Here is a 23,829-nt window from a genome sequence, read left to right on the forward strand (position 1 = left end):
CTTACAGGGGAGGAATGTTGAAGGCTTGCCGGTGCGGGCCATCTCCCTATCTTGGTTCGATGACCGCATCCCCTTCCGATCGCCGCCATTTTCTCTCGTTGATGGGACTTGGCACCTTAGGTGTCGGGCTGTCCGCCTGTGGCCGTCAGGCCGAGGCGGCGGAACGTTTTCCGGTTGCGATGAGCGATGCCGCGTGGAAGCAGAAGCTCGGCCCGGCGGCCTATGACGTACTGCGGCGTGAGGGGACCGAACGGCCCTATAGCAGCCCGCTCAACAACGAGCATCGCAGCGGCGTCTTTTCCTGCAAGGGGTGCGCGCAGCCGCTGTTTTCGTCAAAGACCAAGTTCGAGAGCGGCACCGGCTGGCCGAGCTTCTGGGCGCCCTTGCCGCGGGCGGTGAGGACGGAATCGGATCGGTCGCTGATGATGGAGCGGGTCGAGGTGCATTGCAGCCGTTGTGGCGGGCATCTGGGCCATGTCTTCGACGACGGGCCCAAGCCGACGGGCAAGCGTTACTGCATGAACGGCATGGCGATGACGTTCCGGGCGGGGTGATGGCTGGTCCGTCGCTCCGGCGACGGTTTCCCTTGGCCTTCGACTGCGCTCAGGCTGAACGGAGGTTTGAGGGGCTTGTCTTGCCGTGGGCCAGGGGGGCAGGCGGGGTGCTTCGCCACGGCCGTTCACGCTGAACCAAGTCGAAGCGCACGTTCCGCGCTATGGGCCGGGCTTTCACGACGCCCGGCAGGAAATTACTGGATCGGCGCTGCGAAGGTCAGGATGCCGTTGACGCGGCCGGTGTCGCGCGAAGCGATCTGGGTGGCGGGCAGGTCGGCGACGCCGCTCTTGTGGCCCGAATAGATGAAGCCCTTGGTCGGATAGGCCGACGTGCCCAGGCCGCCATTGGGGCCGTACCAGACCTTGACCATCGACCAGTCGTTGTTCGGCGAGACGTCGACGGCGCGGACGTCGCGCTCGATGCCGCCGCGACGCGACCAGTTGGCATGGGTCAGGAGGACTTCGCGGTCGCTGACGACCTTGCTGACCATGGCGACATGGCCGACGCGCATCCGGCTGGTGGATTCGAAGGCGAGGACCGAGCCCTGTTCCGGGGTGTGGCCGCGCTGGTAGCGGCCCTCGGCCTGGCCCCACCAGGTGTTGGCATTGCCGTGAAGATCGATGCCCGAGATTTCGCGGGCATAGGGGGCGCACTGCCAGAACTGCGCAGCAGCGGGGGTGGCCATCATCAGGCCGCACGTTGCCATCAGCGCGAATCGCACTGCGAATGCCTTGAACTTCACTGGACCCCCCGGTCGGAATGTCGGTGTGAGTGTCGATTAACCGGGGCTAAACATGTTGGAAAGCATCGCGGGAACCATATCCGGTGAACGGTGTTTCGGCGGCGATGACCTGAAAAATCGGCGGCGAAACGAGTTTTTCGTTCCTCGTTTCGCCGCTGGCATGGCTCGGTTTATCGTCCGAGCAGGCGATCCACCGTGACCTGCGTCACTGCGTGATAGCCCGGACGCGCCTTGTCATAGATTCGCTTGGCCAGCGCCTGGCCCCATTCGCCCTGTCCCTGAAGCTGCTGGAACAGTGGCGCGACGAACTTGCGGCGGCCTTGCGAGGTCAGGAATTGCTCGGCCGAAGCCTCGGCGGGCGGATAGCGATTGGCGAGCGCGAGGCGGAGCCAGGCAAAGCGGATCTCGCTATTGCCCGTCTCGTTCCAGTGGAACCGCTCGTCGAGCGCGGCAAGGCGTTCGGCCGATAGCTGGCGGGGCAACTGGTCGAGGAAGCGGACATATTCCTGTGTCGTGACCTTGTCGGGCACCGCCGACACCGGGCCACCGGCGGCGAACGCCTTGGCCGCCGCGTCGATCGCGGGGAAGGCGTCGGAGCGGACATGGACGGCGTTGGCTGGGATACCCGGCTGATAGACCCACTGGTCGACGCCGATCTTTGCGTCCTCGCCGGGCTTGAGCAGATTCTTGCGCAGATCGGCCAGGAAGCCCGCGCTGGTCTGCGGCTGGAAGGCATGGCGGTCGAAATAGCCGCGCAAGTAAGCATCCCAGCGGGCGCGGCCGACCACCGACTCGATCGTGCGCAGGAAGGTCGCGCCCTTGTCATAGGCGATCTGGGTCATGCCGTCGTCGGGATCACGCTTGGCATCCAGATCGAGGTGCAGCTTGGTGTCGGGCGACTGCGGGCCGCCTGCCTCTTTCACCGCATTCATCATGTCGGTCCAGGCCAGGTCGGCCTCCATGGCGGCGCGGCGCTTGCCGTACATCGACTCCATGATCCGGTTCTCGAAATAGCTGGTGAAGCCTTCGTTCAGCCAGAAATCGTCCCAGGTCGCGTTGGTGACGAGATTGCCCGACCAGCTATGCGCCAGCTCATGCGCGATCAGGCTGACGAGGCTGCGGTCCCCCGCCAGCACGGTCGGCGTCGCGAAGGTCAGCATGGGGTTCTCCATGCCGCCGAACGGGAAGCTCGGCGGCAGGACCAGCACGTCGTAGCGACCCCAGCGATAGGGGCCGTACAGCCCCTCGGCGGCGGTGACGAACTTGTCGAGCCCGGCAAACTCCCAGGCCGATTTGTCGAGCATCGCGGGTTCGGTCCAGATGCCCGTGTTGGCGCTGAGCGGCTTGAACTTCAGGTCGCCGATGGCCAGCGCGATCAGATAGGGGGCGACGGGCTTGTCCATGCGATAGCTGGCGGTGTGGCGGCCGTCATTGCACGGCGTCTCGCCGGTCCGCTCGCCGCTCATCACGACGGTCAGTGCGCAGGGGGCGTTTACGGTGGCGTCCCAGGTCTGGCGGATGCCGGGTGAATCCTGGGTCGGGATCCAGCTTCGGTTGAGGATCGCCTCGCCCTGGCTGAACAGATAGGGCTGCTTTTTGCCCGCCGTCTGTTCGGGCGACAGCCATTGCAGCGCCTTTGCGCCGGGCGCCGAGGCATAGGCGATCTTGATCGTGCGATTGCCGTTCAGCGTGATGGTCAGCGGCGCGCCGTGCACCTTGTCGACCGCGCCGACCGTGTAGGGCAGGGGGCGGTTCTGCGCGTCGGTGACGGTGACGATGCGCAGGCCGTTATCGTCGACGACCAGCCGCTTGGCATCCGGTTTGGCATCGACCGACAGGGTCGCGATCCCGCGCATCACATGGGTGTCGAAATCGGCATAGAGGTTCAATGAGACATGGGTGACCCGCGCTTCCAGGGGCTGCGCATAGCTGTGAACGTCACGCGCATCGGCGGAGGTCAGGACCGGTGCGACGTTCGGGGCGGGGGATTGGGCGGCGAGCAGCATCGCCAGGGCGGCCAGGGACATGGGCACTCCGAATGGGACAGGATGATTGCACCATAGCCGGATTGCCGATGAATGGGAGGGCTCTGGACGCAGGGGCTTCGTATAACCAGTTAGGCGGCATGGACGAATTGACGCTGGCCGTGGTCGGAATCGACTTTCCCAATGAGGACAAGGCGCGGAGCAATCGGCGGTTCGAGCTGCTCGCCTCGGCCATCGGCGATCCGGTGAGCCTGCGACCCGAGCCGCGCAACCGCCATGATCCCCATGCGATCGCCGTCTTCAGCGCCCGCGATGTGCAGGTGGGTTATCTCTCCGCCGAGCGAGCGCCGCTGGTCGGTACGCGGATGCGGCGTGGGGAGGACGTACAGGCGGTATATCAGGGGCTGAAAGGCTCGGTGGCCTATATCCGGGTGCGTTTCGGCGGCGGTACACCGACCATCCCCCGTGCGGCCAAGCCTCTGCCGGAGAAAGAGGAGGATGATTTCTTCCCCGATCCCGACGGCCCCGAATGGGGGGCCTGAAGCGGACCACAAAAAAGGGAGCCGAAACCGGCTCCCTTTCCGTCCGCCTGAGCGGTGATGGTCCGGGCAGGATTGCTCCCGCCCGCGACAATCAGTTGCTGTCCGCGCTGTCGTCCTTGACGACGGCGACGACGCCGATCGCGACGACGCCCGCGGCGATCAGAGCCGCCAGGATGCCGCCGCCGGCCAGCTTGTTGCCCTTGGCGGTCGGAGCCGAAGCGCGAACCGACTTCGAAACCGACAGGCTGGCGGCCGGGTTGGTCGGCGCAGCGGCGACCGGAGCAGCAACCAGAGCCGTAGCGGCGACAGCAGACAGGAACTTCATCATAATCAATCTCCCATGGCGAACGACCGCCAAGACGCGGTGGTGTTCATCGTCCCGATAGCGCAAAAGCATGGCCGCGTAAATTTGTTCCCGCACTGCATCATTTTTTAGACGAGGGCGTGGAACAAATGTCGCAGTCGCTAATCAGGGCACGATCGTTTCTGGACCTAAATGATTGGGATCAGCGACGAATGGCGGCCGTTGCCAGTCCGGCGAAAATCAATGCTCCACCGCCTGCCCGCTGTGCCCAGGCTTGTGCCCGTGGCGAGCGCAACAGTCCGCCCGCGCTCGACGCCGCCCAGGCATAGCAGCCATCGGTCAGCGCCAGCACCAGCACGAACGTCACCACCAATATTCCGGCCTGGGCCCAATAGGGGCGATGGGGGTCGATGAATTGCGGGGCGAAGGCGGCGAGGAACAGGATGGTCTTGGGATGGAAGGTGCCGACGCCCAGATTGCCCAGAAAGGCGGCGCGCGGCGAAATCAGACGCGGGCGAATCGCCACCCCATCGGCATTGCGTGCGCGCCAGAGCCCTATGGCACCGACCGTGATCAGATAGGCCGCACCCGCCCATTTCAACAGCCCGAACAGAAAGGACGAGGCCGCCAGCACCGCGCCCATGCCCAGCAGGCTGGCGGTCGAGGCGGCCAGATTGCCGAGCATCAGCCCGCCGACCGAAGCGAAGGCGGTCCGCCGTCCCGATCCAATCGCATAGCCCAGGATCGCCGCGACGCCGGGACCGGGGATCAGCCCGATGACCAGGGTCGCCGCGACAAAGGCGAACCACAGGTCGGGGCGCATCAGCGTCCGCCGTCGCGCCGGGTCAGCGCCGCGACGCAGCTTGCCCGGTCGATCGAACTGCCATCGGGCTCGCGCGCGTCCAGATAGGTGACGCGCGGCTCGGCCCCGTCCTTGGGATAGAGATAGGCGTCGAGGACGCAGAAGCTGCCCTGGAACTGCAGCTTGCGTGCCGTGCCTTCACGGACATCGGCATCGGGCGTGCCGAACAACTTGGTCAGCCCGGCGGCGTCCTGTCCGATCACCCGCTCCAGCCCGACACTGGTATAGGGGACGGGCACCGGAGCCATGCCACCGCTGCGCACCGGCGCGGCGGTCTGCGGCACCGTACAGCCCGCCAGCAATGTCAGGCCCAGTAGCGGCAGCGCGATGAGGCGGGTCACGCCTGTCTCCTGTGAAAGAAATGGGTCGCCATGCTCGCCCCCAGGACGGGTGCGAGCAGATTGAGTCCCGGAACCACGAACAGGGTGGCGACGGCAAGCCCCAGCAGGAAGCGCGCAGGCCCGGTCGCCTTGCGCCAGCGACGCATGGCGGCGCGGTCCATGTGTCGCGCCGCCACCATGTCGCCCAAGTCGCGCGATAGCAGCCAAGCATTGACCAGCAGGAACGCCGCCGCCGTGCCGACGCCGGTCACGAGCAGCACGATGTATAGGGGGAGCAGGATCAGATTGACCGCGATGACCCGCGCGGCCGAGCCCAGACCCATGGCCGTGCCGCGTGCGAAGGAAACCGGCCTGCCGCTCGCCAGCGCATGCGGATAATGCCGCGCCTCGACCGCCGCGACGATATCGTCGGCGAACACGCCCACCACCGCCACCGCGACCGCGCGAAAGGCCAGCCACAGCGCCAGCAGCTCGACGACAAAGGTGAAGGCGGCCGACCATCCGTCCGCCTGTGCGCCCAGCCATCCGGTCAGCGCCGCGCGCATGCCGTACCACAAGGCGACGCCCGCCAGCGCGAAGACGCCCAGCGTCACGCCCAGCGAACGGATCAGGACCCGGCGGATCGCCGGATCGCCCAACTGGGCGAGCGACAGGAAAAAGGCGCGGATCATGGCTCTTCGATGGCGCGGGCGGCATGGGCAAGTCAATGCGGTACGAGGCCGTATGGCGGCTCCCTTGCGCGGGGGTAGCGTGCTGACTAGGGCGGCGACATCACAGCTTGTTTCCCGGAGTCCGTATCTTGACCAACCCCACTTACGACGTGGTGGCGATCGGCAATGCCATCGTCGACATTCTCAGCCCGGCCGAGGACGATTTCATCGCCGAGAACGGCATGACCAAGGGCGCGATGCAGCTCGTCTTTTCGCCGGAAGAAGCCGACGCGCTCTATGCCAAAATGGGTCCCGGTCGCGAGATTTCGGGCGGGTCGGCCGCCAACACGCTGGCCGGCATGGCCGCACTCGGCGGCAAGACCGCGTTCATCGGCCAGGTCGCCGACGATCAGTTGGGCGAGGTGTTCAGCCACGACATCCGTGCGGCGGGCGTCAAGTTCCACACGCCGGTGCGTCCCGGCCAGCCGACCACCGCACGCTGCATGATCTTCGTCAGCCCCGATGGCCAGCGGACGATGAACACCTTTCTCGGCGCCTCGCACTATCTGCCCGCCGAAGCGCTCGACAAGGCGCTGATCGCCGATGCGGCCTATCTGTATATCGAGGGCTATCTCTGGGATCCGGAAGAGCCGCGCGCCGCGATGCGCGCCGCGATCGAGGTCGCCCGCGCGGCGGGCCGCAAGATCGCCTTCACCGCCTCTGCCGAGTTCGTGATCGACCGCCACCGCGCTGATTTCCACGCGCTGATCGACGGCGGCATGATCGACGTGATCTTCGCCAACGAGACCGAGATCGTCGCGCTGACCGAAACGGCGGATGTCGAGGCTGCCATTGCCTCGCTGAAGGACAAGGTCGAGACGCTGGTCGTCACGCTCGCCGAAAAGGGTGCGCTGGCGCAGCGCGGGGACGAGCGCGTGACCGTGCCCGCCCATCCGGTCGACAAGGTGGTCGACACCACGGGCGCGGGCGACCTGTTCGCGGCGGGCTTCCTCTATGGCCAGACGCATGGCCATGACCTGAAGGCCTCGCTGACGCTGGGCGCGGCCTGCGCGGCCGAGATCATCAGCCATTTCGGCGCCCGGCCCCAGGTCGACCTGAAGGCCCTGGCCGCCAGCCTCTGAACGAAAAGCGTGGCCTTCGACTTGGCTCAGGCTGAACGGAGGTCAGACTAACCCAATCCTCCCCAAGCTTTGCTTGGGGAGGGGGACCATCCGAAGGATGGTGGAAGGGGCCAGGCCCCAAAGCAAAAGGCCCGGAGGATCGCTCCTCCGGGCCTTTTTTCGTGTCTCTGCGAAAGCTGATCAGCGATCGAGCGGCTTGGCGACCTCCGGCTGCATCGCGGGATCCTCGACGACATCGACAATGCCACGCCCGACATGGCTGCGCTTGCGGCTGTAGAGGAAGTAGATCGCGAGACCCACCGCGCCCCAGCCCGGCAGGACCAGGATCGCGACCAGCGGCAGCGAGAAATACAGATACGCGCAGCCGATCATCGCGGCGGGCGCGACGATGAACACGGCGGGCGTGCGGAACGGACGCTTGCGGGTCGGATCGGTCTTGCGCAGCACCATCACCGACAGCGCCACCATGAAGAAGGCGAACAGCGTGCCCGAGTTGGAATAGTCCGCCAGCTTGCCGACCGGCAGGAAGGCCGAGGCCAGGGTCGCGGCGATGCCGGTCACGATCGTCACGACGTGCGGCGTGCGATAGCGCGGATGCACCGAGGCCAGCTTTTCGGGCAGCAGGCCGTCGCGCGCCATGGTGAAGAACACGCGGGTCTGGCCGAACATCATCATGAGCACGACCGACGGCAGCGCCAGCGTGGCGGCCAGGCCGATCAGGTTGCCGATCTTTTCCCAGCCGATGGTGCGCAGGACATGTGCCAGCGCCTCACGCGAGCAGGACAGCGGCTCGGTCGCGCCGCTGGCGACGATCGCCTTGCACTGCGCGGCCAGTTCCGACGTGCCGGGCGACAGCACGACACCGGCGGCGTCGCGCACCGGCTGTGCGCCCAGCGGCGAGCCGATCGCGCCCGCCGATACCAGCAGGTAGAAGACCGTGCAGAACAGCAGCGAGGCGATCAGGCCGATCGGCACGTTGCGCTGCGGGTTCTTGGTCTCCTCGGCGGCGGTCGACACCGCGTCGAAGCCGACATAGGCGAAGAAGATCGATGCCGCGGCCCCCGCCACGCCGGTCAGGCCGGTCGGCATGAACGGCTCGAAATGCGCGCCGTTGATGACCGGCACCGACAGCGCGATGAACAGGGTCAGCGCGGCGACCTTGATCGCGACCAGGATCGCGTTGAACCGTGCACTCTCGGTGGTGCCGATGACCAGCAGCCAGGTGACGAGCAGCGAGATGATCACGGCGGGCAGGTTGATGTAACCGCCCGACGACGGGCCGTTGACCCATTCCATCGGTATGTCGATGCCCAGCAGGTTGCGGAGCTGCCCCACCACATAGCCCGACCAGCCGACGGCGACGGCCGACGCGCCGACCGCATATTCCAGGATCAACGCCCAGCCGACCATCCAGGCCAGCAGCTCGCCCATGACCGCATAGGTATAGGTATAGGCCGAGCCCGCGACCGGCACCATCGACGCCAGCTCGGAATAGCACAAGGCCGCCACCGCGCAGACGAAGCCCGCGAGCACGAAGGACAACATCATCCCTGGCCCCGCCTTCTGCGCGGCTTCGGAGGTGAGAACGAAGATGCCCGTACCGATGACGGCGCCGATACCCAGCATGGTAAGCTGGAACGCGCCTAGCGATCGTTGCAGCCCCTTCTTCTCGGCGGTCGCCAAAATGGCGTCCAGAGGCTTAACGCGCCCGAAAATCATGAATGTCCAATCCCCCCGAGGGAAGGGCGGCCCCGACATGGGACACGCCCGGCGTTTGGTGAATGATCCGGGAAGTTAGCTGCAATTTTATTACGCGCAATCCCTAAGGTGCGTGGGATGCGGTCGGGGGAGGAGATTAAAGCCCTTCTTCCGCCTGCTCCGAAGTATAGGGCCGCCGTTCGGTATCGCGCGGTAAGCCCCTCCCGCAGGCGGGAGGGGTTTGGGGAGGGCGGGGTGTCTCACCGAGCCTGTCGCCCGTGGCGTTTCCCTCCCCCATCCCCTCCCGTTTACGGGAGGGGATGGGGGAGGTGGCTCGTTCAGCGCGCCAGCATCGGGCCGAGCGGCTTGCCTGCCAGGATATGGACATGGAGATGCGGCACTTCCTGCCCGGCGTCCGGCCCGATATTGGCCAGCAACCGGTATCCGGGCTCGACCGCGCCTGCCTCACGCGCGACATGACCGACGGCCCGGACGAAACCGGCGATCTCCGCCTCGCTGGCGCGGCCTGCGAAATCGTCCCATGACACATAGGGGCCGCGCGGGATCACCAGGATATGGGTCGGGGCGTGCGGCGCGATGTCGTGGAAGGCGACCGCCCATTCATCCTCATAGACCCGCCGGGATGGGATTTCGTCGCGCAGGATCTTCGCAAAGATATTCTGGTCGTCATAGGGCAGGGTGGCGTCGATCGGCATCGAAACTCTCCAGGGGGTCAGCGGGGCCGGGCGGCCTTTTCGTCATGGCCCGACACGCCCTCGCGCCGCGCCAGTTCGGCGCGAACGTCGTCGAGCGTGTGGCCGGTATCGGCGAGCAGGACGATCAGGTGGAACATCAGGTCGGCGGCCTCGGACACGATCTTGTCGGGCTGGGCCATGGCGGCGATGACCGTCTCTACCGCTTCCTCGCCCAGCTTCTGCGCGATCTTCGGTCGCCCCTTGGCGAACAGGCTGGCGGCATAGGAGGTGGCGGCATCGCCCGCATCCCGGCGCGCGCGGATCGTGGTTTCGAGGCGGTCGAACATGTCCATGACGGCGTGGGTGGCGCGGGGAAGCGCTGACGTCAATCCTTGCGGTTGCGGCGGCGCATCAGGTGGCGGAGCAGCCAGACCGCGCCGATCGCGAAGACGAACAGGCCGATGTCGGACCATTCGGGATGACGGCGCGGCTGCGGCGCTCCGGTATGGACGGTGGCGGCGGTCAGGATGGCGAGCGGCATGGGGGTGGTTTAGCAGCGTGTCGGGCTTGGGTCATTCGGGGGTTTTGATTCACGCGAAGACGCGAGGCCGCGAAGAATTTGGGTTCGCGCGGAGACGCAGAGACGCGGAGGGTCCGGTTGTGGGGTTGGCAATTGGCCGCCACACAGCCGGTTCAAGTCTTCCGCTCGCAACCTCCCCCCCTTCCGTTAACGCTGAGCGAAGTCGAAGCGCACGCCCGGCGCTCTGCCCAGTGGCGCGGTTATCCCTTGGCCTTCGACTTCGCTCAGGCTGAACGGGGATTGGGGCGCTTGCCCTATCGATCGGGGGAGACGTTCTCCCGGTCAGATACGCAGGCCACCGTCCACCCAGCTACCAAAGCCTCCGCGTCTCCGCGCCTCCGCGCGAAAATCAATGGGCCCGAACCGGGACCCCCGCTGCCGCCAGCGCACGATGGGCATCGGCAATCGACGCGTCGCCGAAGTGGAAGATCGACGCCGCCAGCACCGCCGAAGCGTGCCCGTCGCGCACGCCCGCGACCAGGTCGTCCAGCCCGCCTACGCCGCCCGACGCCACGACCGGCACGCTGGTCCGGTCGGCGATGGTACGGATGAGTTCCAGGTCGTATCCGCCCCGCGTCCCGTCACGATCCATCGATGTGACCAGCAATTCGCCTGCACCCAGTTCGGCCAGGCGCAGCGCGTGTTCGACCGCATCGATCCCGGTCGCGCGCCGCCCGCCATGGGTGAACACCTCCCAGCCGGTTGCCGTCCGCCGCGCATCGACGCTGGCGACGCAGCATTGGCTGCCGAATCGCTCGGCGATGTCGGAGACGACTTGCGGGTTGCTGACGGCGGCTGAATTGACCGCCACCTTGTCGGCACCGGCCAGCAGAAGCGCGCGGGCATCTTCCGCCGTGCGCACGCCGCCGCCGACGGTCAGCGGCATGAAGCACACCGCCGCCGTCCGCCGCACCACGTCCAGGATGGTGCCCCGCGCCTCATGGCTGGCGGTGATGTCGAGGAAGCACAGCTCGTCCGCGCCCGCCGCGTCATAGGCGCGGGCCTGTTCGACCGGATCGCCCGCGTCGATCAGGTCGACGAAGTTGACGCCCTTGACCACCCGGCCATTGGCGACGTCGAGGCAGGGGATGACGCGCGCGCGGACGGTCATGCGGCCGCCGCCACCGACAGCGCCGCCGCCAGATCGAGCCGCCCGTCATACAGCGCGCGGCCGGTGATGACGCCTTCCACGCCGTCCTGATGATGAAGCGCCAGCATATGGATGTCGCCGATCCCCGCCACGCCGCCGCTGGCGATGACTGGGATACGCACCGCCCGTGCCAGATCGACGGTGGCGGGCACGTTGCAGCCCTTGAGCATCCCGTCGCGGCCCACGTCCGTGAAGAGCAGCGAGGCGACCCCCGCATCCTCGAACCGGCGAGCCAGATCCTCGACCGACACGTCCGACACATCGGCCCAGCCGCGCGTCGCGACCATGCCATCCTTGGCGTCCACCGCGACGACGATGCCGCCGGGATAGGCCTTGGCCATGTCGCGCACGAAATCCGGATTCTCCAGCGCCGCCGTGCCGATCACGACGCGCGAGACGCCCAGGTCGAACCAGCGCTCGACATTCTCCGGCTTGCGGATGCCGCCGCCCAGCTGGACATGGCCGGGAAAGGCTTTGACGATCGCCTGCACCGCCTCGCCATTGACCGACTCGCCCGCAAAGGCGCCGTCCAGATCGACGACATGCAGATGCTGCGCGCCCGCTTCGGCGAACAGCATCGCCTGATGGGTCGGGTCGTCACCATAGACGGTGGCGCGGTCCATATCGCCCTCGGCCAGACGCACCACTTGGCCGCCCTTCAGGTCGATGGCGGGGAAGACGATCAAGCTCACGGATGCCACTCCAGGAAACGGGTGAGGAAGGAGAGGCCATAACGCTGGCTCTTCTCGGGGTGGAATTGCGCGCCGACCACCGTGTCGCGGCCGATCGCGGCGGTGACGGGGCCTGCATGATCGGTAGTCGCCAGCACATGCTCGCCGGTAAAGGCATAGCTGTGGAGGAAATAGGCTTCGCCCGGCACGATCAGCGGATGCTCACTCACAGGCTGGACATCGTTCCAGCCCATATGCGGCACCTTGGCCGACGGGTCGGCGGGGGCGAGTCGCGTCACCCGGCCGGGAATCCAGCCCAGGCCCCGATGCTCGCCCATCTCGTCGCCGGCGTCGGCGAGCAATTGCATACCGACGCAAATGCCCAGGAACGGCCGCGCACGGGTGAGGGCGGCGTCGCGCAACGCCTCCTCCAGTCCGTCGACGGCGCGCAGGTTTGCCGCGCAGGCGCCGAACGCCCCGACGCCCGGCAACACGATCCGGTCCGCTCTGGCGATCACGTCCGGGTCGGCGGTGATGACCACATCGCTCGCCCCCGCCGCGCGCAGGGCATTGTCGACCGAGTGGAGATTGCCCGACTCGATGTCGATCAGCGCCAGCGTCACAGCATGCCCTTGGTCGAGGGGATGGCATCGGCCTTGCGCGGGTCGATCTCCACCGCCATGCGCAGCGCGCGGGCCAGGCCCTTGAAGATGCTTTCGGCGATGTGATGGTTGTTGTGGCCGTGCAGCAGCTCGACATGGAGCGTGATGCCCGCCTCCTGCGCGAAGCTGTGGAACCAGTGCTCGATCATCTCGGTCTGAAGCGTGCCCAGCATCGGATTGGTGAACGGCACTTTCCACACCAGCCAGGGCCGCCCCGAAATGTCGAGCGCGGTGCGGGTCAGCGCTTCGTCCATCGGCGACAGCGCCTCGCCATAGCGGTAGATGCCGCGCTTGTCGCCCAGCGCCTTGGCAAAGGCCTGTCCGATCGCCAGCGCGCTGTCCTCGGTCGTGTGGTGCCCGTCGATATGCAGGTCCCCCTGAACCTTGACCGACAGGTCAATCAGCGAATGCCGCGACAGCTGGTCGAGCATATGGTCGAGAAACCCGATGCCGGTGGCGTTCTGATAGACGCCGGTGCCGTCGAGATTGACGGTGACGTCGATGACGGTTTCCGCGGTGGCGCGGTGGACGGTGGCGGTGCGCATGGCCTCCCCATAAACACCTATCCGTCCCATGCAATCTTGACCCGCGATCAAAGGCCGCTAGTCCAAGGGATATGACCGAAGGATTGCCCGACAGCCTCATCCCCTATGACGACATCGTGCAGGAGGCCCTGCGCGCCGTGGTGGGGCGTGTGCTCGGCCCGGTGGCGGAGACGGGGCACCTGCCCGGCACGCACCATTTCTATATCACCTTCAAGACGCAGGCGCCGGGTGTCGATATCCCGCAGCGGCTGGTCGAGCGATTCCCGGACGAGATGACGATCGTCCTGCAGAATCGCTTCTGGGACCTGACAGTGGACGAGAATCGCTTCTCGGTCGGCCTCAGCTTCAACCAGGTGCCGTCGAAGCTGGTGATTCCCTATTCGGCGATCACCCGTTTCCAGGACCCCGAGGTTCAGTTCGAGCTCGGTTTCCACGTCGCCGACGATCCGCAGAGCGATCCCGATCCGCACGGCTCGGCCGAGAATGACGAGCCGGTCGCCAAGCCGGTCGAAGACGGCAGCAACGTCGTCGCGGTGGATTTCAAGCGGAAGAAGTAAGGGGTTCCCATAATTCCTCCCCTGTAAGGGGAGGGGGACCATCCGCAGGATGGTGGAGGGGTGTCCCCCTCTCGATAGCGGGACACCCCTCCGTCAGGGCTTCGCCCTGCCACCTCCCCTTAGAGGGGAGGAATGGGAGAGGATCACTCCTCCCCGCGCAACGCCTTCAGAAAAAAGGCATATTGGCGCCGCATGGCATAAGCCACCGGCCCTGTGCTGCGTCCTGCCGTATGCTCCCCGCCGGGAATGACCAGCAGGTCGAAATCCTTGTCCGCCTTGATGAGTGCATCGACCACCTGGGTCGTGCTGGCGGGGTCGACATTGGAATCCTGTTCGCCGACGACCAGCATCAGCTTGCCCTGTAGCTGCTTGGCGTGGACCACGCCCGAGGCGTCCAGATAGCTCTGGTCGACCGGATAGCCGAGCCACTGTTCGTTCCAGTCGATCTTGTCCATCCGGTTGTCGAAACACCCGGCATAGGCGACCCCGGCCTTGTAGAATTCGGGGTGGAAGAGCAGCGCATTGAGCGTGCTCTGCCCGCCCGCCGAGCCGCCATAGATGCCGACACGGGAAATATCGACGCCGGAATCCTTGGCCGCCAGCGCCTTCATCCAGGCGATTCGGTCGGGGAAGCCGCTATCGGCCAGGTTCTTCCAGGCGACATCGTGGAACGCCTTGGAGCGGTTGGCGGTGCCCATGCCGTCGATCATCACGACGACGAAACCGAGGTCGGCGAGCTGCTGCATCCCCATGACCTTGTCGCCGCCGGAGAATCCGCCGAACGGCCAGAACGCCTTGGGCACGAAACTGTCGTGCGGGCCCGCATAGATGTTCTCGATCACCGGATAGCGCTTGGCGGGATCGTAATTGCGCGGGCGGACGACCAGGCCGTAAATATCGGTCTTCCCGTCGCGGCCCTTGGCGGTGAAGCGTTCGGGCGGGCGGAATCCGGCGGCATTCAAGGCGGTGACGTCGCCCTTTTCCAGCGTCTGGATCAGGCGGCCATCGCGCGCGTCGTGTAGTTCCATCGTTTCAGGCAGGTCGGTGCGCGAATAGACGTCGACATAGGTCGCCATGTCGGGGGCAAAGCGGACCTCGTGGGTCGCATTCTCAGCCGTCAGCCGGGTCAGGTTGCGGCCGTCGAAATCGACCCGGAACCAGTGTTTGTAATAGGGGTCCTCGCCGGGCACGAAGCCGCTGGCCGAGAACCAGATTTGCCGCTTCTCGTCATCGACGTGTCCGATGTCGCGGACTAGCCAGTTGCCCTTGGTGATCTGACGCACCACCCGACCGGTCGCGCCGTCGACCAGATAGAGATGCCGCCAGCCGTCGCGCTCCGACGCCCAGAGGATTTCGCGGCCCAGTCCCTTCACGTCATGCGACCAGATGCGGTCGCGGAAGACGAAGGTCTTGGCGGTCTCGGTCACGGCGGCGTGCGCCCGGCCGGTATCGGCATCGACCGCGATGATCTTCGTCTCGCCGAAACCGCGCTTCAGGTCGTTGAACGCGAAGCTCTTGGCGTCGGCGCGCCATTCGGGGGCGGAGAGGGTATAGGCGCCCGCGAACAGGCTCGGGTCGATGTCGGTGCGCGTCCCGTCCGAAACGCGGAACAGCACGGGTGCTTCCTGATCAACGGCATCGCCGGGCTTCGGATAGAGTTGCTGGACGACTTGCGGCTGGACCTTGCCCGGCGGCGCGGCGAGCACACGCGTGACCATGCGGGCATAGCCGGGGCGGACGCGCTGAAGCGCGATGTGCTGGCCGTCGGGGCTCCAGGCGATGGTTTCGGGGTCGTAGAAATTGGCGGGGCTGCCGTCCGGGGACCGCCAGACCTCCTTGCCGCCATTCGCTGCCCGCACGACCAGATTGTCGTCGAGGACCAGCGCCTCCAGCCTGCCGTCTGGTGACAGGCGGGGGTGGTTGTCGGCGGCTACGCGCAGGTCACGCACCACGCCGAAGCCGCGCGGACGGCTGGCGTTTTCGGGCGGGATGACTGCGCAGACCGGCTGGACGAGGGTGCAGCGATAGACGGTATCGTCATAGCCGATCGAGAAGCGGATCGCCGAACGGTCGGGCGTGTAGCTGAAATGCTCGAAGGGCAGGCGCAAGGGGGCCACGGACTCGCCCATGACCCTGGCGAGCGCGGGCGCCAAGGCGGCGGCGTCGAAGGCGGGGGCTTTTGCGCGGGTGGCGGCGTCCACATCGACGAATGCGAAGCCCCCCGCCACGGTCTTGCGGTAATGGAAATGCCGCCCGTCCGCGTCCCACTCGGCGGGCGAGGCGATGTCGCGGGTCAGCCATTGCCACTGGTCGCGAAGCGCCAGCGACTGGGCGATCCGGTCGGGCACGGTCTGCGCGGCGACCGGCGTCGTGGTCAGCAACAGGGCAAGGGTGAACAGTCTCTTCAACGCGCCGCTCCGATGGTGAAGCTGTAGGTCAGCGGCTGGAGCGCGATACGGTAAGGCATGTGCGCACGGCCATCGAGGTTCCAGCCGGTATCGCCGCCGACCCCGACCTGGGCGGCGTCGATCAGCAGCGTACCGTCGCCATGCGGCCGGATGTCCGAGCTATGCGCCTGTGCGGGCGGCTTCATCGCGAGGTCACTGTACGGGAAGGGCAGGGCGTTGACCGACAAGGGCTGCGCGCCCGTGACGCGAAGACCCGTGCCGGTGCCGGTCAGCTGAATCCAGCGCACATCGGTCTTGTTGCCGCTCTCCTGCGGCCGGGCATAGTCATGGAATTGGTCCGCCAGCTTGCCGTCCCAGCGCGCGATCATCGCGCCGGTCTTGCGGTCGGCATAGCTTTCCCACGGACCGCGCCCGAACCAGCTGACCTGCGTGAATTCCTGTCCCGGCGTCGCGAAGGCGAGGCCGACGCGCAGCGGATCGGGCAGCGTCATGCGCAGCGGCACGAAGCGCACCGTCGCGGTCGCCGCGCCGTCGGGTGCCATGGTCCAGCGGGTCTGCATCTTGACCGATCCGACGCCCATGTCGTGATCGACGATGATGGCATTGCCCTCCTGCCGGATCGCGTCGAGGCGGCGATGGTCGGAGAAATATTGCCACATCGCATGGCTCTTGGGCACGCCCGCGCCCACGTCATTGTCGGTCGGCGAACGATAGAAATTGGGCGTGCCGCCAGTCAGCAGCGTCTTTCCGTCACGGGCGTAACGGCGGACGAGGCCGGTCGTCCGGTCGATTTCCAGCACGGCATTGCCTGCCTTCAGCGTCATCGCATCGGCGCTTTCTTCGGGGACGACAGACCCGGCGGGGGCTGCGGTGGAGACGGGGGCGAAGGCGGGGGCGGAGAGCGCGAACTGTTCCCAGCCGATGACCTGGCCTGCGGGCAGCGGCGGGATCGCACCCGCTTTGGTCCGTGCGCGCAGGATCAGCGAGCGTTCGGCGGCGGCGTCCTTCGCAGGCGGCAGGGTGAAGGACAGCGGTGCGGCCTGGCCGGCGGCGACCGAAGGCGTCGCGATGCTGCCGCGCGCCGTCTCGACGCCATTCTCCAGCACCGTCCAGTCCAGCGTGAAGCGCGACAGATCGATATGGTCGTGGCGGTTGACCACCTGCCAGCCGCCGCCCTCATGGGTGAAGTGGATCGGCGACTGGACATGCGCCATCTCATAATATTCGGGATCGGGCGTCCGGTCGGACTGGATCACGCCGTCGCCCACGGGGCTGTCGTCGCCGTGCAGACCGGCATCCTTGGGATCGGGATCATAGTCCAGGCCCTGCCCCCAATAGGGGCGCCCATCCTTGTCCTTCAGGATCATCGTCTGGTCGACCCAGTCCCAGACGAAGCCGCCTTGCAGCTTGGGATATTTGCGGAACGTCTCCCAATAGCCTTGGAAGTCGCCCAGGCTGTTGCCCATCGCATGGGCATATTCGCACAGGATCAGCGGTTGGGTGAATTCGGGGCGGGTGGCATAGTCGGCCAGCTTCTCGACATCGTCATACATGGGCGCGAAGATGTCGACATAGGCGTTGGTCGGGTGCCGCCAGCCGCTCATGCTGTAGCCGAGGAAGTTGATCAGCCGCGTCTTGTCATGCTCGCGGACCCATTTCGCCGCCGCCTCGAAATTGGGGCCGACGCCGCTTTCATTGCCCAGCGACCAGAAGATGACCGAGGGGTGGTTGCGATCCCGCTCGACCATCCGCTGCACCCGGTCGAGATGCGCGGCGGCCCATTCGGGCTTGTGGCCCAGGTTCAGGGTCGGATCGCCCTTTTCCTGGGTGAGGCTCAGATAGCCGTGGCTCTCGATATTGGCCTCGTCCATCACGTACAGGCCATATTCGTCGGCCAGATCATACCAGCGCGGGTCGTTGGGATAGTGCGAGGTGCGGACCGCGTTGATGTTGGCGGCCTTCATCAACTCGATGTCCTTACGCATCGTTTCCTCGGACACGATCCGGAAGGTACGAGGATCATGCTCGTGGCGATTGACGCCGCGGATCATGATTCGCTTGCCATTCACCCGGACTTCGCCGCCCGCCACCTCGACGGTGCGGAAGCCGATGCGGCGGCTGGTCGCCTCGATGAGCTTGCCCTTGGCGTCGAGCAGTTCGACCAGCAGCGTGTAAAGATTGGGGTCCTCGGCGCTCCAGGTCTTCACGCCCGGCAATTCGGCGGTGATCGTCGCGCTGGTGCCGCTGGGCGTCGCGGTCTGGGTCAGGACCGTCCGTTTGCCGTCGAGCAGCGTCGCGCGCACGGCGACAGCCTGCGCCGCACCCGCCAGATCGACCTGGGCCGACAGCGTGCCGTCGCGATAGTCATGGGTCAGCCCGGCGTCGATCGTCAGGTCGCGAATATGCGTCTGCGGCGCGGCATAGAGGGTGATCGACCGCTCGATCCCGTTGACCCGCCAGAAATCCTGATCCTCCAGATAGCTGCCGTCCGCATGGCGATAGAGTTCGATCGCGACGACATTCTTGCCCGGTTTGGCGGCGCGGCTGATGTCGAATTCGGTAGGGAGCTTGGAGTCCTCGGAATAGCCGATCTTCTGGCCATTGACCCAGAGATAATAGGCCGCGCCCGCCGCACCGATGTTCAGCAGCAACCGGCGTCCGGCGAAATGCGCGGGCACCGTGAAGTCGCGGCGATAGGAGGCGACCTCGTTGAGGCGGTGCTCGATCAACGGTTCGTTGCGGGGAAAGGGATAGCCGCTACCGACGAAGACCGGGCGGCTCAAACCCTGTGCCTGGAGGATTCCGGGCACCGCCACTTCGCGCCAGCTCGACACGTCGCGGGCCGGGTCTTCGAAGCCGAGCGGCCGCGCCTCGGGATTGGGGGACATGTGCACCCGCCACAGGCCATCGAGCGAGAGGTGATAGCGTGACTTGGCCACGTTACCGGCCAGCGCGGCGGCACGCGATTCGAACCCGGCAAAGCTGGTGTGCATCGGCTCCGCGCCGATATGGTTGACGGCGGGGTTCTCCCAATCGGGCCGCGCTGGGGCGGTTTGGTCGGGGGCAGCCTGAGCGGCCGAAGCTCCTGCCATCAGGACGGACATGCTCGTGCTCAGCCAAAGCCTGGTGCCTGTCTTCATCCTGTCCTCCTGTCCCGTATCATGGGCAACGTTATATTATACGGAATACGAATGCAAAGCCCGGCAATGATGCCTTGCTAATAATGATACAATGTATCAATAGGCGCTCATGGTCGATGATGCACCCCTGTCTCGCAGCCATCACGGCCGGTTCCGGCATATGGATGCCTTGGCTATCTCGGCCTCGACCTTGTGCCTGATCCATTGTCTGGTTCTGCCGGTGCTGATCGCCTTTCTGCCCGCCATCGCCGAATGGGCCGATCTGGGCGAGGTGTTCCATATCGTCATGCTGGCACTGGCCGTACCGCTCAGTGGCCTGACGCTGTTTGGCGGATGGCGGCGGCATCGGGTCGTCTTTCCGATGATTGTGGGCATGTTCGGCCTGATCCTGCTGATGCTCGGGCTGGCGTTCGAGGGGCAGGGGATGGGAACCGCGCTGACCGTGGCGGGCGGGCTGGTGCTGGCCGTCGCGCATGTCGCCAATCTGCGCGCCACCAATCTTCACCGACTGATGACCCTGTAACGAGGACGTGGTTCCCATGTCGAAAGCCGTCGCCCGCGCCATCGCCGCCGCGCTGATCGCGGTAGCCTGTACCGCCGTCATGGCCCAGCCACGGGAAGGCGACGAGCCGTCCCGCTATCTGCCCGCCACCGGCTTCGACCTGCTGGCCATATTGCCGCCCGCACCCAGGCCGGACGATGCGCGGGGGCAGGCCGACCGGGCGATCTTTCGTCAAACCCGCCGGTTCGTCGGCTCGCCCCGCTGGGCGATGGCGACCAACGACGTGAAGCTGGGCGAGGCCGATATGGCGCGTGATTTCTCCTGCGCGCTGGGGATCGCACTGACGCCGCAGAACGCGCCTGCGACGATGCGGCTGATCGACGGCGCAGGCTCCGACACCGCGCGCGGATCGGGCATCGCCAAGCGCTATTACAAGCGCCAGCGCCCCTATCTGATCGATCGTGGCCCGACCTGCCAACCGGCGAGCGAGTTGCAGGGCAGCTATGACTATCCTTCGGGCCATACGACGGCGGGGTGGACCTGGGCGATGCTGCTGGCCGAGATCGCACCCGACCGCGCCGCGCCGATCCTGGCGCGGGGGCGGGCCTTTGGGGAAAGCCGGATCGTCTGCGGCGTGCACAATGCCAGCGCGGTCGAGGCGGGGCGTCTGTCGGCCACCGTGACGCTGACCGCGCTGTCGCAGGGCCCGGCCTTCCAGCGCGACCTGGCCGCCGCGCGCGCCGAAGTCGACGCGCTGCGCCGCGACCCCGCCACCCCCCGCCCCGACGCCGCCGCCTGCCAGCGCGAGGCGGCCTTGGTAGCCCAACCGATTTTCTGATCCCCGCCCCTTGACCACCCGGCGCGGTTTCGCGCAGGCGCGCAGCGATTAAGCAAAGCGTCTGGCGGGAGAATGGAATGACCGAGGCACAGGATCGGATCGTCGCAGGGGTCGAACTGGGCGGTACGAAATCGATTGTGTTGATCGGGCGCGGACGCGACATCCTGGTGTCCGAGCGCCTGCCGACCACGACCCCCGCCGTCACCCTGGCTGCTTTGCGCCAGCGCCTGGCCGAATGGCACGAGCAGTATAAGCCGGAGGCGCTGGGCATCGGCAGCTTCGGCCCGATCGCGCTCGACAAGACCGATGCGGACTATGGCCATATGCTCGCCACGCCCAAGCCGGGCTGGGCGGGTGCGGACGTGGCGGGTGCGCTGTCCGAGGGATTTGGCGAGCGCGTTGCGATCCATACCGACGTGACCGGCGCGGCGCTGGCCGAGGGGCAGTGGGGCGCGGCGCGCGGCCTGGCCGACCATGTCTATGTCACGGTCGGGACCGGCGTCGGCATGGGCATCATCGTCAACGGCCAGCCGGTATCGGGCCGGATGCACCCCGAGGCGGGGCATGTCCGCGTCCGCCGTATGGCGGGTGACGATTTCGCGGGCGCCTGTCCGTTCCATGGCGACTGCCTGGAAGGATTGGTCGCAGGCCCCGGCATCGCGGCGCGCGTCGGTCGCCCGGCGCAGGAGCTGGCGGCGGACGATCCCGCCTGGACCTTCGTCGCGGATGCACTGGCGGAGAGCTTTGCCGGGCTGTTCCTGACGCTGGCATGCGGCCGCATCGTGATCGGCGGCGGCGTGGGCGTGGGCCAGCCGCAGCTGCTCGACATGGTGCGTGCCGCGACGGTCGAAAAGCTGTCGGGCTATCTCCCCTTCGTCAACGCGGCGGAAGTCGCCAACCGCATCGTCCATGCCCAGCTGGGTGACCAGGCCGGGCCGCTCGGCACGCTGGCGCTGGCACGCACGGTGCTGGACTGACCTGAATCCTCCTCGGCACGGGGAGGGGGACCATGCGAAGCATGGTGGAGGGGCGTGCGGCCAGGTACGACCAGCGTGGAAGCCCCCCTCCGTCAGGCCTTCGGCCTGCCACCTCCCCGTGCCGGGGAGGATGAGATTCTGCTGTCCTACAACGAACCGATATGGTTCCTCCTTCCCCGTAAACGGGGGAGAGCATCATGGGGCAGGGGGACGAAGCACGCGTCGATGCGATGATCGCGCAGGTCATCGCGCGCGAGGGGGATTATAGCGACCATCCCGCCGATCGCGGTGGCGCGACGCGGTTCGGCATTACCGAGGCGGTGGCGCGCGCGGATGGCTATGCGGGGCCGATGCGCCGCTTGCCGCTGGGCCGGGCCGAGGCCATTTATCGCCGCCTCTATTGGACCGCGCCCGGCTTCGACCAGGTGGCGGCGCGCGCTCCCCGGCTGGCGGAGGAGCTATTCGACACCGGCGTCAATATGGGGCCGAACGTCGCGGCCGCGTTCCTGCAACGGGCGCTGAATGCGCTTAATCGCGGGGCACGCGACTATCCCGATCTGGCGTCGGACGGGCGGATCGGAGCGGCGACGCTGGCGGCGCTCGACGCCTTTCTTCGCCACCGGGGCGCTGCGGGCGAAGTCGTGCTGCTCAAGGCGGTCGAGGCATTGCAGGGCGAACGCTATCTGACGCTCGCCGAGCGACGCCCCGCCAATGAGGCGTTCCTGTACGGCTGGCTCGCGGACCGGCTGTCATGAGCGGCGAGCCGGACACCGACCTCTGGACCCGCCGGGCGCGACCGACCTTTCTTTATGTCATGTACGCGCTGCTGCTCTGGAGCATCCCGATGGGGCTGCTGGCGGGCGTGCGGCCGGGCATGGCGGCGGCGATGGTGCGCGGCATGGCGCAGTATCTCGCCGCTATCCCTGAGCCGCTCTATGCGCTCTTCGGCACCGGCTATCTGGGCTATACCGTCGCGCGCGAATGGGGAAAGTCGCGTCAGTAGAAGCGCTTGAGCGTCAGCGTCCGGTCCTGTCCGTCACAGGTGCGCAAGGCGACCACCGTGCCCGGCTTGCCCACCGTCCAACGGGCGACGGGGCTGTCGACATAGTCGCGCGGGATAGGCTGTCCGTCGATGGCGCAGATCGTGTCGCCCTCGCGCCAGCCGCTCGCCGCCGCCGGGCCGCCGCGCATGACGTGCAGCACGCGCAGGCGGTCGCCCGCCACGCCCATTAACAGCCCGGCGGTCGATCGCTGGGCGGGCATGTCGGCCTGGGGGCCGGGCTTCAGGATCATGCGGCCCGCGCCGGGGTCGAGCAACACGCGATAGCGTTGCAGGAAGCCCGAGCCGATCCGCCCGGCCGCGCCGACCGATACGCTGAATCCCTGGGCCGGTTCGACCCGCACCTCCACCTCATGCGCGGTCAGGCTGCCCAGCCGCACGCTTGGCACGATGGCCAGGTCGTTGACCGTCGGCCCCGCCAGCCCGAAGCCGATCGCGGTGGTGGTCGGCAAGCCGGTAAGCCTCGCCGCCCGCCAGCCCGCCTGGGTGACGGTCAGCGCGGAGCCGTCGCCGGTATCGACGATGACCGGGGACAGCTTCGCCGCGCCAAGCCCGACCATGCTCTCATAGACGCGCCGCTCGGTCGACACGGTCAGCGGGGCGGTGGCGCCCGTAAAGGGCATGCGACCCGACGGGATCAGGCGAAACCGCTTGGCGGCATAATCGATGTCGAGCGCATGCGGCGCCAGCAGGTCACGCCCGATCAGCAGGTCGACCGGCGTCGCATCCCCGGTCGCGAGCGCAGGCAGCGGCGCGACCACCACCCCGCCGCCCTTGCGGGTCAGCCCGCCCAGCGACAGGCTGCGCGTCGGCATCCACCCGATCGCCACCGCCCCGCCGATCGCGCTGGCCTGTCCCCCGGGGCGCACCCTGGCCTTGGCCGCGATGGGTGAGGCCTGGGACAGCAAGGTGAAGCTGACCCCGGTATCGAGGATCGCGCCGACCTTCTGCCCGTCGATGGTCATGGCGAAACGGATCTGGTTGCCCGGCGTCAGCTGAAACGGAATCCACCGCTCCTCGGCATCCGGCGCAAGCGTCGAAACCCCCGGATCGCGCGCGGCAGCGGCGACGACATCCTCCTGCGCAGGAACCGCCTTGGGCTCGCGGGGCGCCATCATCGCGGCGGTCAGCAATAGGGGGACGGGAAGCAGATAGAGCAGGAAACGCATCACGCCCCAACGCCTAGCGAAGCGGGAAGCTGCGCGCGAGGTGGCGTGCGCAGT

26 protein-coding genes are annotated in these 23,829 nt (G+C 66.9%); 9 read left to right on the forward strand and 17 right to left on the reverse strand.

What is annotated here, in order from left to right; translation table 11 throughout:
* The first annotated feature begins 59 nt into the window (after nt 1–59).
* Nucleotides 60–554, forward strand: coding sequence for a peptide-methionine (R)-S-oxide reductase MsrB (msrB, locus tag ACWKSV_RS16155; RefSeq protein ID WP_076714932.1), 495 nt, complete (start codon nt 60–62; stop codon nt 552–554).
* Nucleotides 555–748: 194 nt separating this feature from the next.
* Here msrB and ACWKSV_RS16160 read toward each other — a convergent pair whose 3' ends face one another.
* Both ACWKSV_RS16160 and ACWKSV_RS16165 read right to left on the reverse strand, forming a co-directional pair.
* Complete coding sequence (locus ACWKSV_RS16160; protein WP_237243523.1) at nt 749–1,243, reverse strand: CHAP domain-containing protein; 495 nt, start codon at nt 1,241–1,243, stop codon at nt 749–751.
* A gap of 224 nt (nt 1,244–1,467) precedes the next feature.
* Nucleotides 1,468–3,324, reverse strand: a complete 1,857-nt coding sequence (locus ACWKSV_RS16165) for a M1 family metallopeptidase (protein ID WP_076714934.1) — start codon at nt 3,322–3,324, stop codon at nt 1,468–1,470.
* 98 nt (nt 3,325–3,422) lie between these two features.
* Here ACWKSV_RS16165 and ACWKSV_RS16170 point away from each other — a divergent pair, with 98 nt between their 5' ends.
* Nucleotides 3,423–3,824, forward strand: coding sequence for an HIRAN domain-containing protein (locus ACWKSV_RS16170; RefSeq protein WP_076714936.1), 402 nt, complete (start codon nt 3,423–3,425; stop codon nt 3,822–3,824).
* Between the two features lie 91 nt (nt 3,825–3,915).
* On the opposite strand, the gene ACWKSV_RS16175 is transcribed toward ACWKSV_RS16170, so the two are convergent.
* The 4 genes from ACWKSV_RS16175 to ACWKSV_RS16190 all read right to left on the reverse strand — a co-directional run bounded on the left by ACWKSV_RS16175 (nt 3,916) and on the right by ACWKSV_RS16190 (nt 6,002).
* Entirely contained in the window at nt 3,916–4,152 is a 237-nt protein-coding gene (locus tag ACWKSV_RS16175) for a hypothetical protein (protein WP_056430701.1), read from the reverse strand.
* Nucleotides 4,153–4,330: 178 nt separating this feature from the next.
* Entirely contained in the window at nt 4,331–4,951 is a 621-nt protein-coding gene (locus ACWKSV_RS16180) for a LysE family translocator (RefSeq protein WP_076714938.1), read from the reverse strand.
* Nucleotides 4,951–5,331 carry a hypothetical protein gene (locus tag ACWKSV_RS16185; RefSeq protein ID WP_089413639.1) on the reverse strand — a complete coding sequence of 127 codons (381 nt, stop codon included), beginning with the start codon at nt 5,329–5,331 and terminating at the stop codon, nt 4,951–4,953. Before ACWKSV_RS16185 ends, ACWKSV_RS16180 begins: the two co-directional genes overlap by 1 nt.
* On the reverse strand, nt 5,328–6,002 hold the full coding sequence (locus tag ACWKSV_RS16190) for an EI24 domain-containing protein (protein ID WP_076714940.1): 675 nt from the start codon (nt 6,000–6,002) through the stop codon (nt 5,328–5,330). Before ACWKSV_RS16190 ends, ACWKSV_RS16185 begins: the two co-directional genes overlap by 4 nt.
* Before the next feature lie 128 nt (nt 6,003–6,130).
* On the opposite strand from ACWKSV_RS16190, the gene ACWKSV_RS16195 reads away from it, so the two are divergent.
* On the forward strand, nt 6,131–7,123 hold the full coding sequence (locus ACWKSV_RS16195) for an adenosine kinase (protein ID WP_483666820.1): 993 nt from the start codon (nt 6,131–6,133) through the stop codon (nt 7,121–7,123).
* Nucleotides 7,124–7,303: 180 nt separating this feature from the next.
* On the opposite strand, the gene ACWKSV_RS16200 is transcribed toward ACWKSV_RS16195, so the two are convergent.
* The 8 genes from ACWKSV_RS16200 to hisB form a co-directional block, all read right to left on the reverse strand.
* Entirely contained in the window at nt 7,304–8,842 is a 1,539-nt protein-coding gene (locus ACWKSV_RS16200; RefSeq protein ID WP_076714944.1) for an amino acid permease, read from the reverse strand.
* A gap of 317 nt (nt 8,843–9,159) precedes the next feature.
* Entirely contained in the window at nt 9,160–9,537 is a 378-nt protein-coding gene (locus ACWKSV_RS16205; protein ID WP_056430687.1) for a histidine triad nucleotide-binding protein, read from the reverse strand.
* A gap of 17 nt (nt 9,538–9,554) precedes the next feature.
* Nucleotides 9,555–9,869, reverse strand: a complete 315-nt coding sequence (locus ACWKSV_RS16210; RefSeq protein ID WP_076714945.1) for a phosphoribosyl-ATP diphosphatase — start codon at nt 9,867–9,869, stop codon at nt 9,555–9,557.
* Between the two features lie 32 nt (nt 9,870–9,901).
* Nucleotides 9,902–10,057: a hypothetical protein gene (locus ACWKSV_RS16215; protein ID WP_172839620.1), complete on the reverse strand. Its 156-nt coding sequence runs from the start codon at nt 10,055–10,057 to the stop codon at nt 9,902–9,904.
* A gap of 388 nt (nt 10,058–10,445) precedes the next feature.
* Complete coding sequence (gene hisF / locus ACWKSV_RS16220) at nt 10,446–11,207, reverse strand: imidazole glycerol phosphate synthase subunit HisF (RefSeq protein ID WP_076714947.1); 762 nt, start codon at nt 11,205–11,207, stop codon at nt 10,446–10,448.
* A complete protein-coding gene (hisA, locus tag ACWKSV_RS16225) occupies nt 11,204–11,938 on the reverse strand; it encodes a 1-(5-phosphoribosyl)-5-[(5-phosphoribosylamino)methylideneamino]imidazole-4-carboxamide isomerase (RefSeq protein ID WP_076714949.1) in 735 nt (244 codons plus the stop codon). Before hisA ends, hisF begins: the two co-directional genes overlap by 4 nt.
* Nucleotides 11,935–12,540: an imidazole glycerol phosphate synthase subunit HisH gene (gene hisH, locus ACWKSV_RS16230; RefSeq protein WP_076714951.1), complete on the reverse strand. Its 606-nt coding sequence runs from the start codon at nt 12,538–12,540 to the stop codon at nt 11,935–11,937. The genes hisA and hisH overlap by 4 nt, the downstream gene beginning before the upstream one ends.
* On the reverse strand, nt 12,537–13,124 hold the full coding sequence (gene hisB / locus ACWKSV_RS16235; protein ID WP_191864564.1) for an imidazoleglycerol-phosphate dehydratase HisB: 588 nt from the start codon (nt 13,122–13,124) through the stop codon (nt 12,537–12,539). The genes hisH and hisB overlap by 4 nt, the downstream gene beginning before the upstream one ends.
* A gap of 71 nt (nt 13,125–13,195) precedes the next feature.
* Here hisB and ACWKSV_RS16240 point away from each other — a divergent pair, with 71 nt between their 5' ends.
* Nucleotides 13,196–13,681: an SspB family protein gene (locus tag ACWKSV_RS16240; RefSeq protein WP_042486441.1), complete on the forward strand. Its 486-nt coding sequence runs from the start codon at nt 13,196–13,198 to the stop codon at nt 13,679–13,681.
* A gap of 143 nt (nt 13,682–13,824) precedes the next feature.
* On the opposite strand, the gene ACWKSV_RS16245 is transcribed toward ACWKSV_RS16240, so the two are convergent.
* Both ACWKSV_RS16245 and ACWKSV_RS16250 read right to left on the reverse strand, forming a co-directional pair.
* Nucleotides 13,825–16,089 (reverse strand): DPP IV N-terminal domain-containing protein, encoded by a 2,265-nt coding sequence (locus ACWKSV_RS16245; RefSeq protein WP_191864565.1) that lies wholly within the window; start codon nt 16,087–16,089, stop codon nt 13,825–13,827.
* Entirely contained in the window at nt 16,086–19,193 is a 3,108-nt protein-coding gene (locus ACWKSV_RS16250; protein WP_076714953.1) for a glycoside hydrolase family 2 TIM barrel-domain containing protein, read from the reverse strand. The genes ACWKSV_RS16245 and ACWKSV_RS16250 overlap by 4 nt, the downstream gene beginning before the upstream one ends.
* 145 nt (nt 19,194–19,338) lie before the next feature.
* Here ACWKSV_RS16250 and ACWKSV_RS16255 point away from each other — a divergent pair, with 145 nt between their 5' ends.
* The 5 genes from ACWKSV_RS16255 to ACWKSV_RS16275 all read left to right on the forward strand — a co-directional run bounded on the left by ACWKSV_RS16255 (nt 19,339) and on the right by ACWKSV_RS16275 (nt 22,549).
* A complete protein-coding gene (locus ACWKSV_RS16255) occupies nt 19,339–19,752 on the forward strand; it encodes a MerC domain-containing protein (protein ID WP_076714955.1) in 414 nt (137 codons plus the stop codon).
* 16 nt (nt 19,753–19,768) lie between these two features.
* On the forward strand, nt 19,769–20,569 hold the full coding sequence (locus ACWKSV_RS16260) for an acid phosphatase (RefSeq protein ID WP_076714957.1): 801 nt from the start codon (nt 19,769–19,771) through the stop codon (nt 20,567–20,569).
* A gap of 77 nt (nt 20,570–20,646) precedes the next feature.
* Nucleotides 20,647–21,546: an ROK family protein gene (locus ACWKSV_RS16265; RefSeq protein WP_083706543.1), complete on the forward strand. Its 900-nt coding sequence runs from the start codon at nt 20,647–20,649 to the stop codon at nt 21,544–21,546.
* Between the two features lie 197 nt (nt 21,547–21,743).
* Nucleotides 21,744–22,301 (forward strand): glycoside hydrolase family 108 protein, encoded by a 558-nt coding sequence (locus ACWKSV_RS16270; RefSeq protein ID WP_076714959.1) that lies wholly within the window; start codon nt 21,744–21,746, stop codon nt 22,299–22,301.
* Nucleotides 22,298–22,549 (forward strand): 3TM-type holin, encoded by a 252-nt coding sequence (locus ACWKSV_RS16275; protein ID WP_056430661.1) that lies wholly within the window; start codon nt 22,298–22,300, stop codon nt 22,547–22,549. The genes ACWKSV_RS16270 and ACWKSV_RS16275 overlap by 4 nt, the downstream gene beginning before the upstream one ends.
* Here ACWKSV_RS16275 and ACWKSV_RS16280 read toward each other — a convergent pair.
* Entirely contained in the window at nt 22,543–23,775 is a 1,233-nt protein-coding gene (locus ACWKSV_RS16280; RefSeq protein ID WP_237243596.1) for an aspartyl protease family protein, read from the reverse strand. The two genes, ACWKSV_RS16275 and ACWKSV_RS16280, sit on opposite strands and share 7 nt — an antisense overlap.
* Nucleotides 23,776–23,829: the final 54 nt, after the last annotated feature.

It is taken from the genome of Sphingomonas sp. SphC10 (assembly GCF_057004845.1).

Coding starts and splice junctions, on each gene's coding strand:
- ACWKSV_RS16175 (WP_056430701.1), bottom strand. CDS start 4,152: ATGATGAAGTTCCTGTCTGCTGTCGCCGCTACGGCTCTGGTTGCTGCT.
- ACWKSV_RS16160 (WP_237243523.1), bottom strand. CDS start 1,243: ATGATGGCCACCCCCGCTGCTGCGCAGTTCTGGCAGTGCGCCCCCTAT.
- ACWKSV_RS16170 (WP_076714936.1), top strand. CDS start 3,423: ATGGACGAATTGACGCTGGCCGTGGTCGGAATCGACTTTCCCAATGAG.
- ACWKSV_RS16260 (WP_076714957.1), top strand. CDS start 19,769: ATGTCGAAAGCCGTCGCCCGCGCCATCGCCGCCGCGCTGATCGCGGTA.
- ACWKSV_RS16275 (WP_056430661.1), top strand. CDS start 22,298: ATGAGCGGCGAGCCGGACACCGACCTCTGGACCCGCCGGGCGCGACCG.
- ACWKSV_RS16255 (WP_076714955.1), top strand. CDS start 19,339: ATGGTCGATGATGCACCCCTGTCTCGCAGCCATCACGGCCGGTTCCGG.
- ACWKSV_RS16280 (WP_237243596.1), bottom strand. CDS start 23,775: ATGCGTTTCCTGCTCTATCTGCTTCCCGTCCCCCTATTGCTGACCGCC.
- ACWKSV_RS16205 (WP_056430687.1), bottom strand. CDS start 9,537: ATGCCGATCGACGCCACCCTGCCCTATGACGACCAGAATATCTTTGCG.
- ACWKSV_RS16215 (WP_172839620.1), bottom strand. CDS start 10,057: ATGCCGCTCGCCATCCTGACCGCCGCCACCGTCCATACCGGAGCGCCG.
- ACWKSV_RS16250 (WP_076714953.1), bottom strand. CDS start 19,193: ATGTCCGTCCTGATGGCAGGAGCTTCGGCCGCTCAGGCTGCCCCCGAC.
- msrB (WP_076714932.1), top strand. CDS start 60: ATGACCGCATCCCCTTCCGATCGCCGCCATTTTCTCTCGTTGATGGGA.
- ACWKSV_RS16190 (WP_076714940.1), bottom strand. CDS start 6,002: ATGATCCGCGCCTTTTTCCTGTCGCTCGCCCAGTTGGGCGATCCGGCG.
- ACWKSV_RS16270 (WP_076714959.1), top strand. CDS start 21,744: ATGGGGCAGGGGGACGAAGCACGCGTCGATGCGATGATCGCGCAGGTC.
- ACWKSV_RS16210 (WP_076714945.1), bottom strand. CDS start 9,869: ATGGACATGTTCGACCGCCTCGAAACCACGATCCGCGCGCGCCGGGAT.
- ACWKSV_RS16180 (WP_076714938.1), bottom strand. CDS start 4,951: ATGCGCCCCGACCTGTGGTTCGCCTTTGTCGCGGCGACCCTGGTCATC.
- hisB (WP_191864564.1), bottom strand. CDS start 13,124: ATGCGCACCGCCACCGTCCACCGCGCCACCGCGGAAACCGTCATCGAC.
- ACWKSV_RS16200 (WP_076714944.1), bottom strand. CDS start 8,842: ATGATTTTCGGGCGCGTTAAGCCTCTGGACGCCATTTTGGCGACCGCC.
- ACWKSV_RS16265 (WP_083706543.1), top strand. CDS start 20,647: ATGACCGAGGCACAGGATCGGATCGTCGCAGGGGTCGAACTGGGCGGT.
- ACWKSV_RS16165 (WP_076714934.1), bottom strand. CDS start 3,324: ATGTCCCTGGCCGCCCTGGCGATGCTGCTCGCCGCCCAATCCCCCGCC.
- hisF (WP_076714947.1), bottom strand. CDS start 11,207: ATGACCGTCCGCGCGCGCGTCATCCCCTGCCTCGACGTCGCCAATGGC.
- ACWKSV_RS16240 (WP_042486441.1), top strand. CDS start 13,196: ATGACCGAAGGATTGCCCGACAGCCTCATCCCCTATGACGACATCGTG.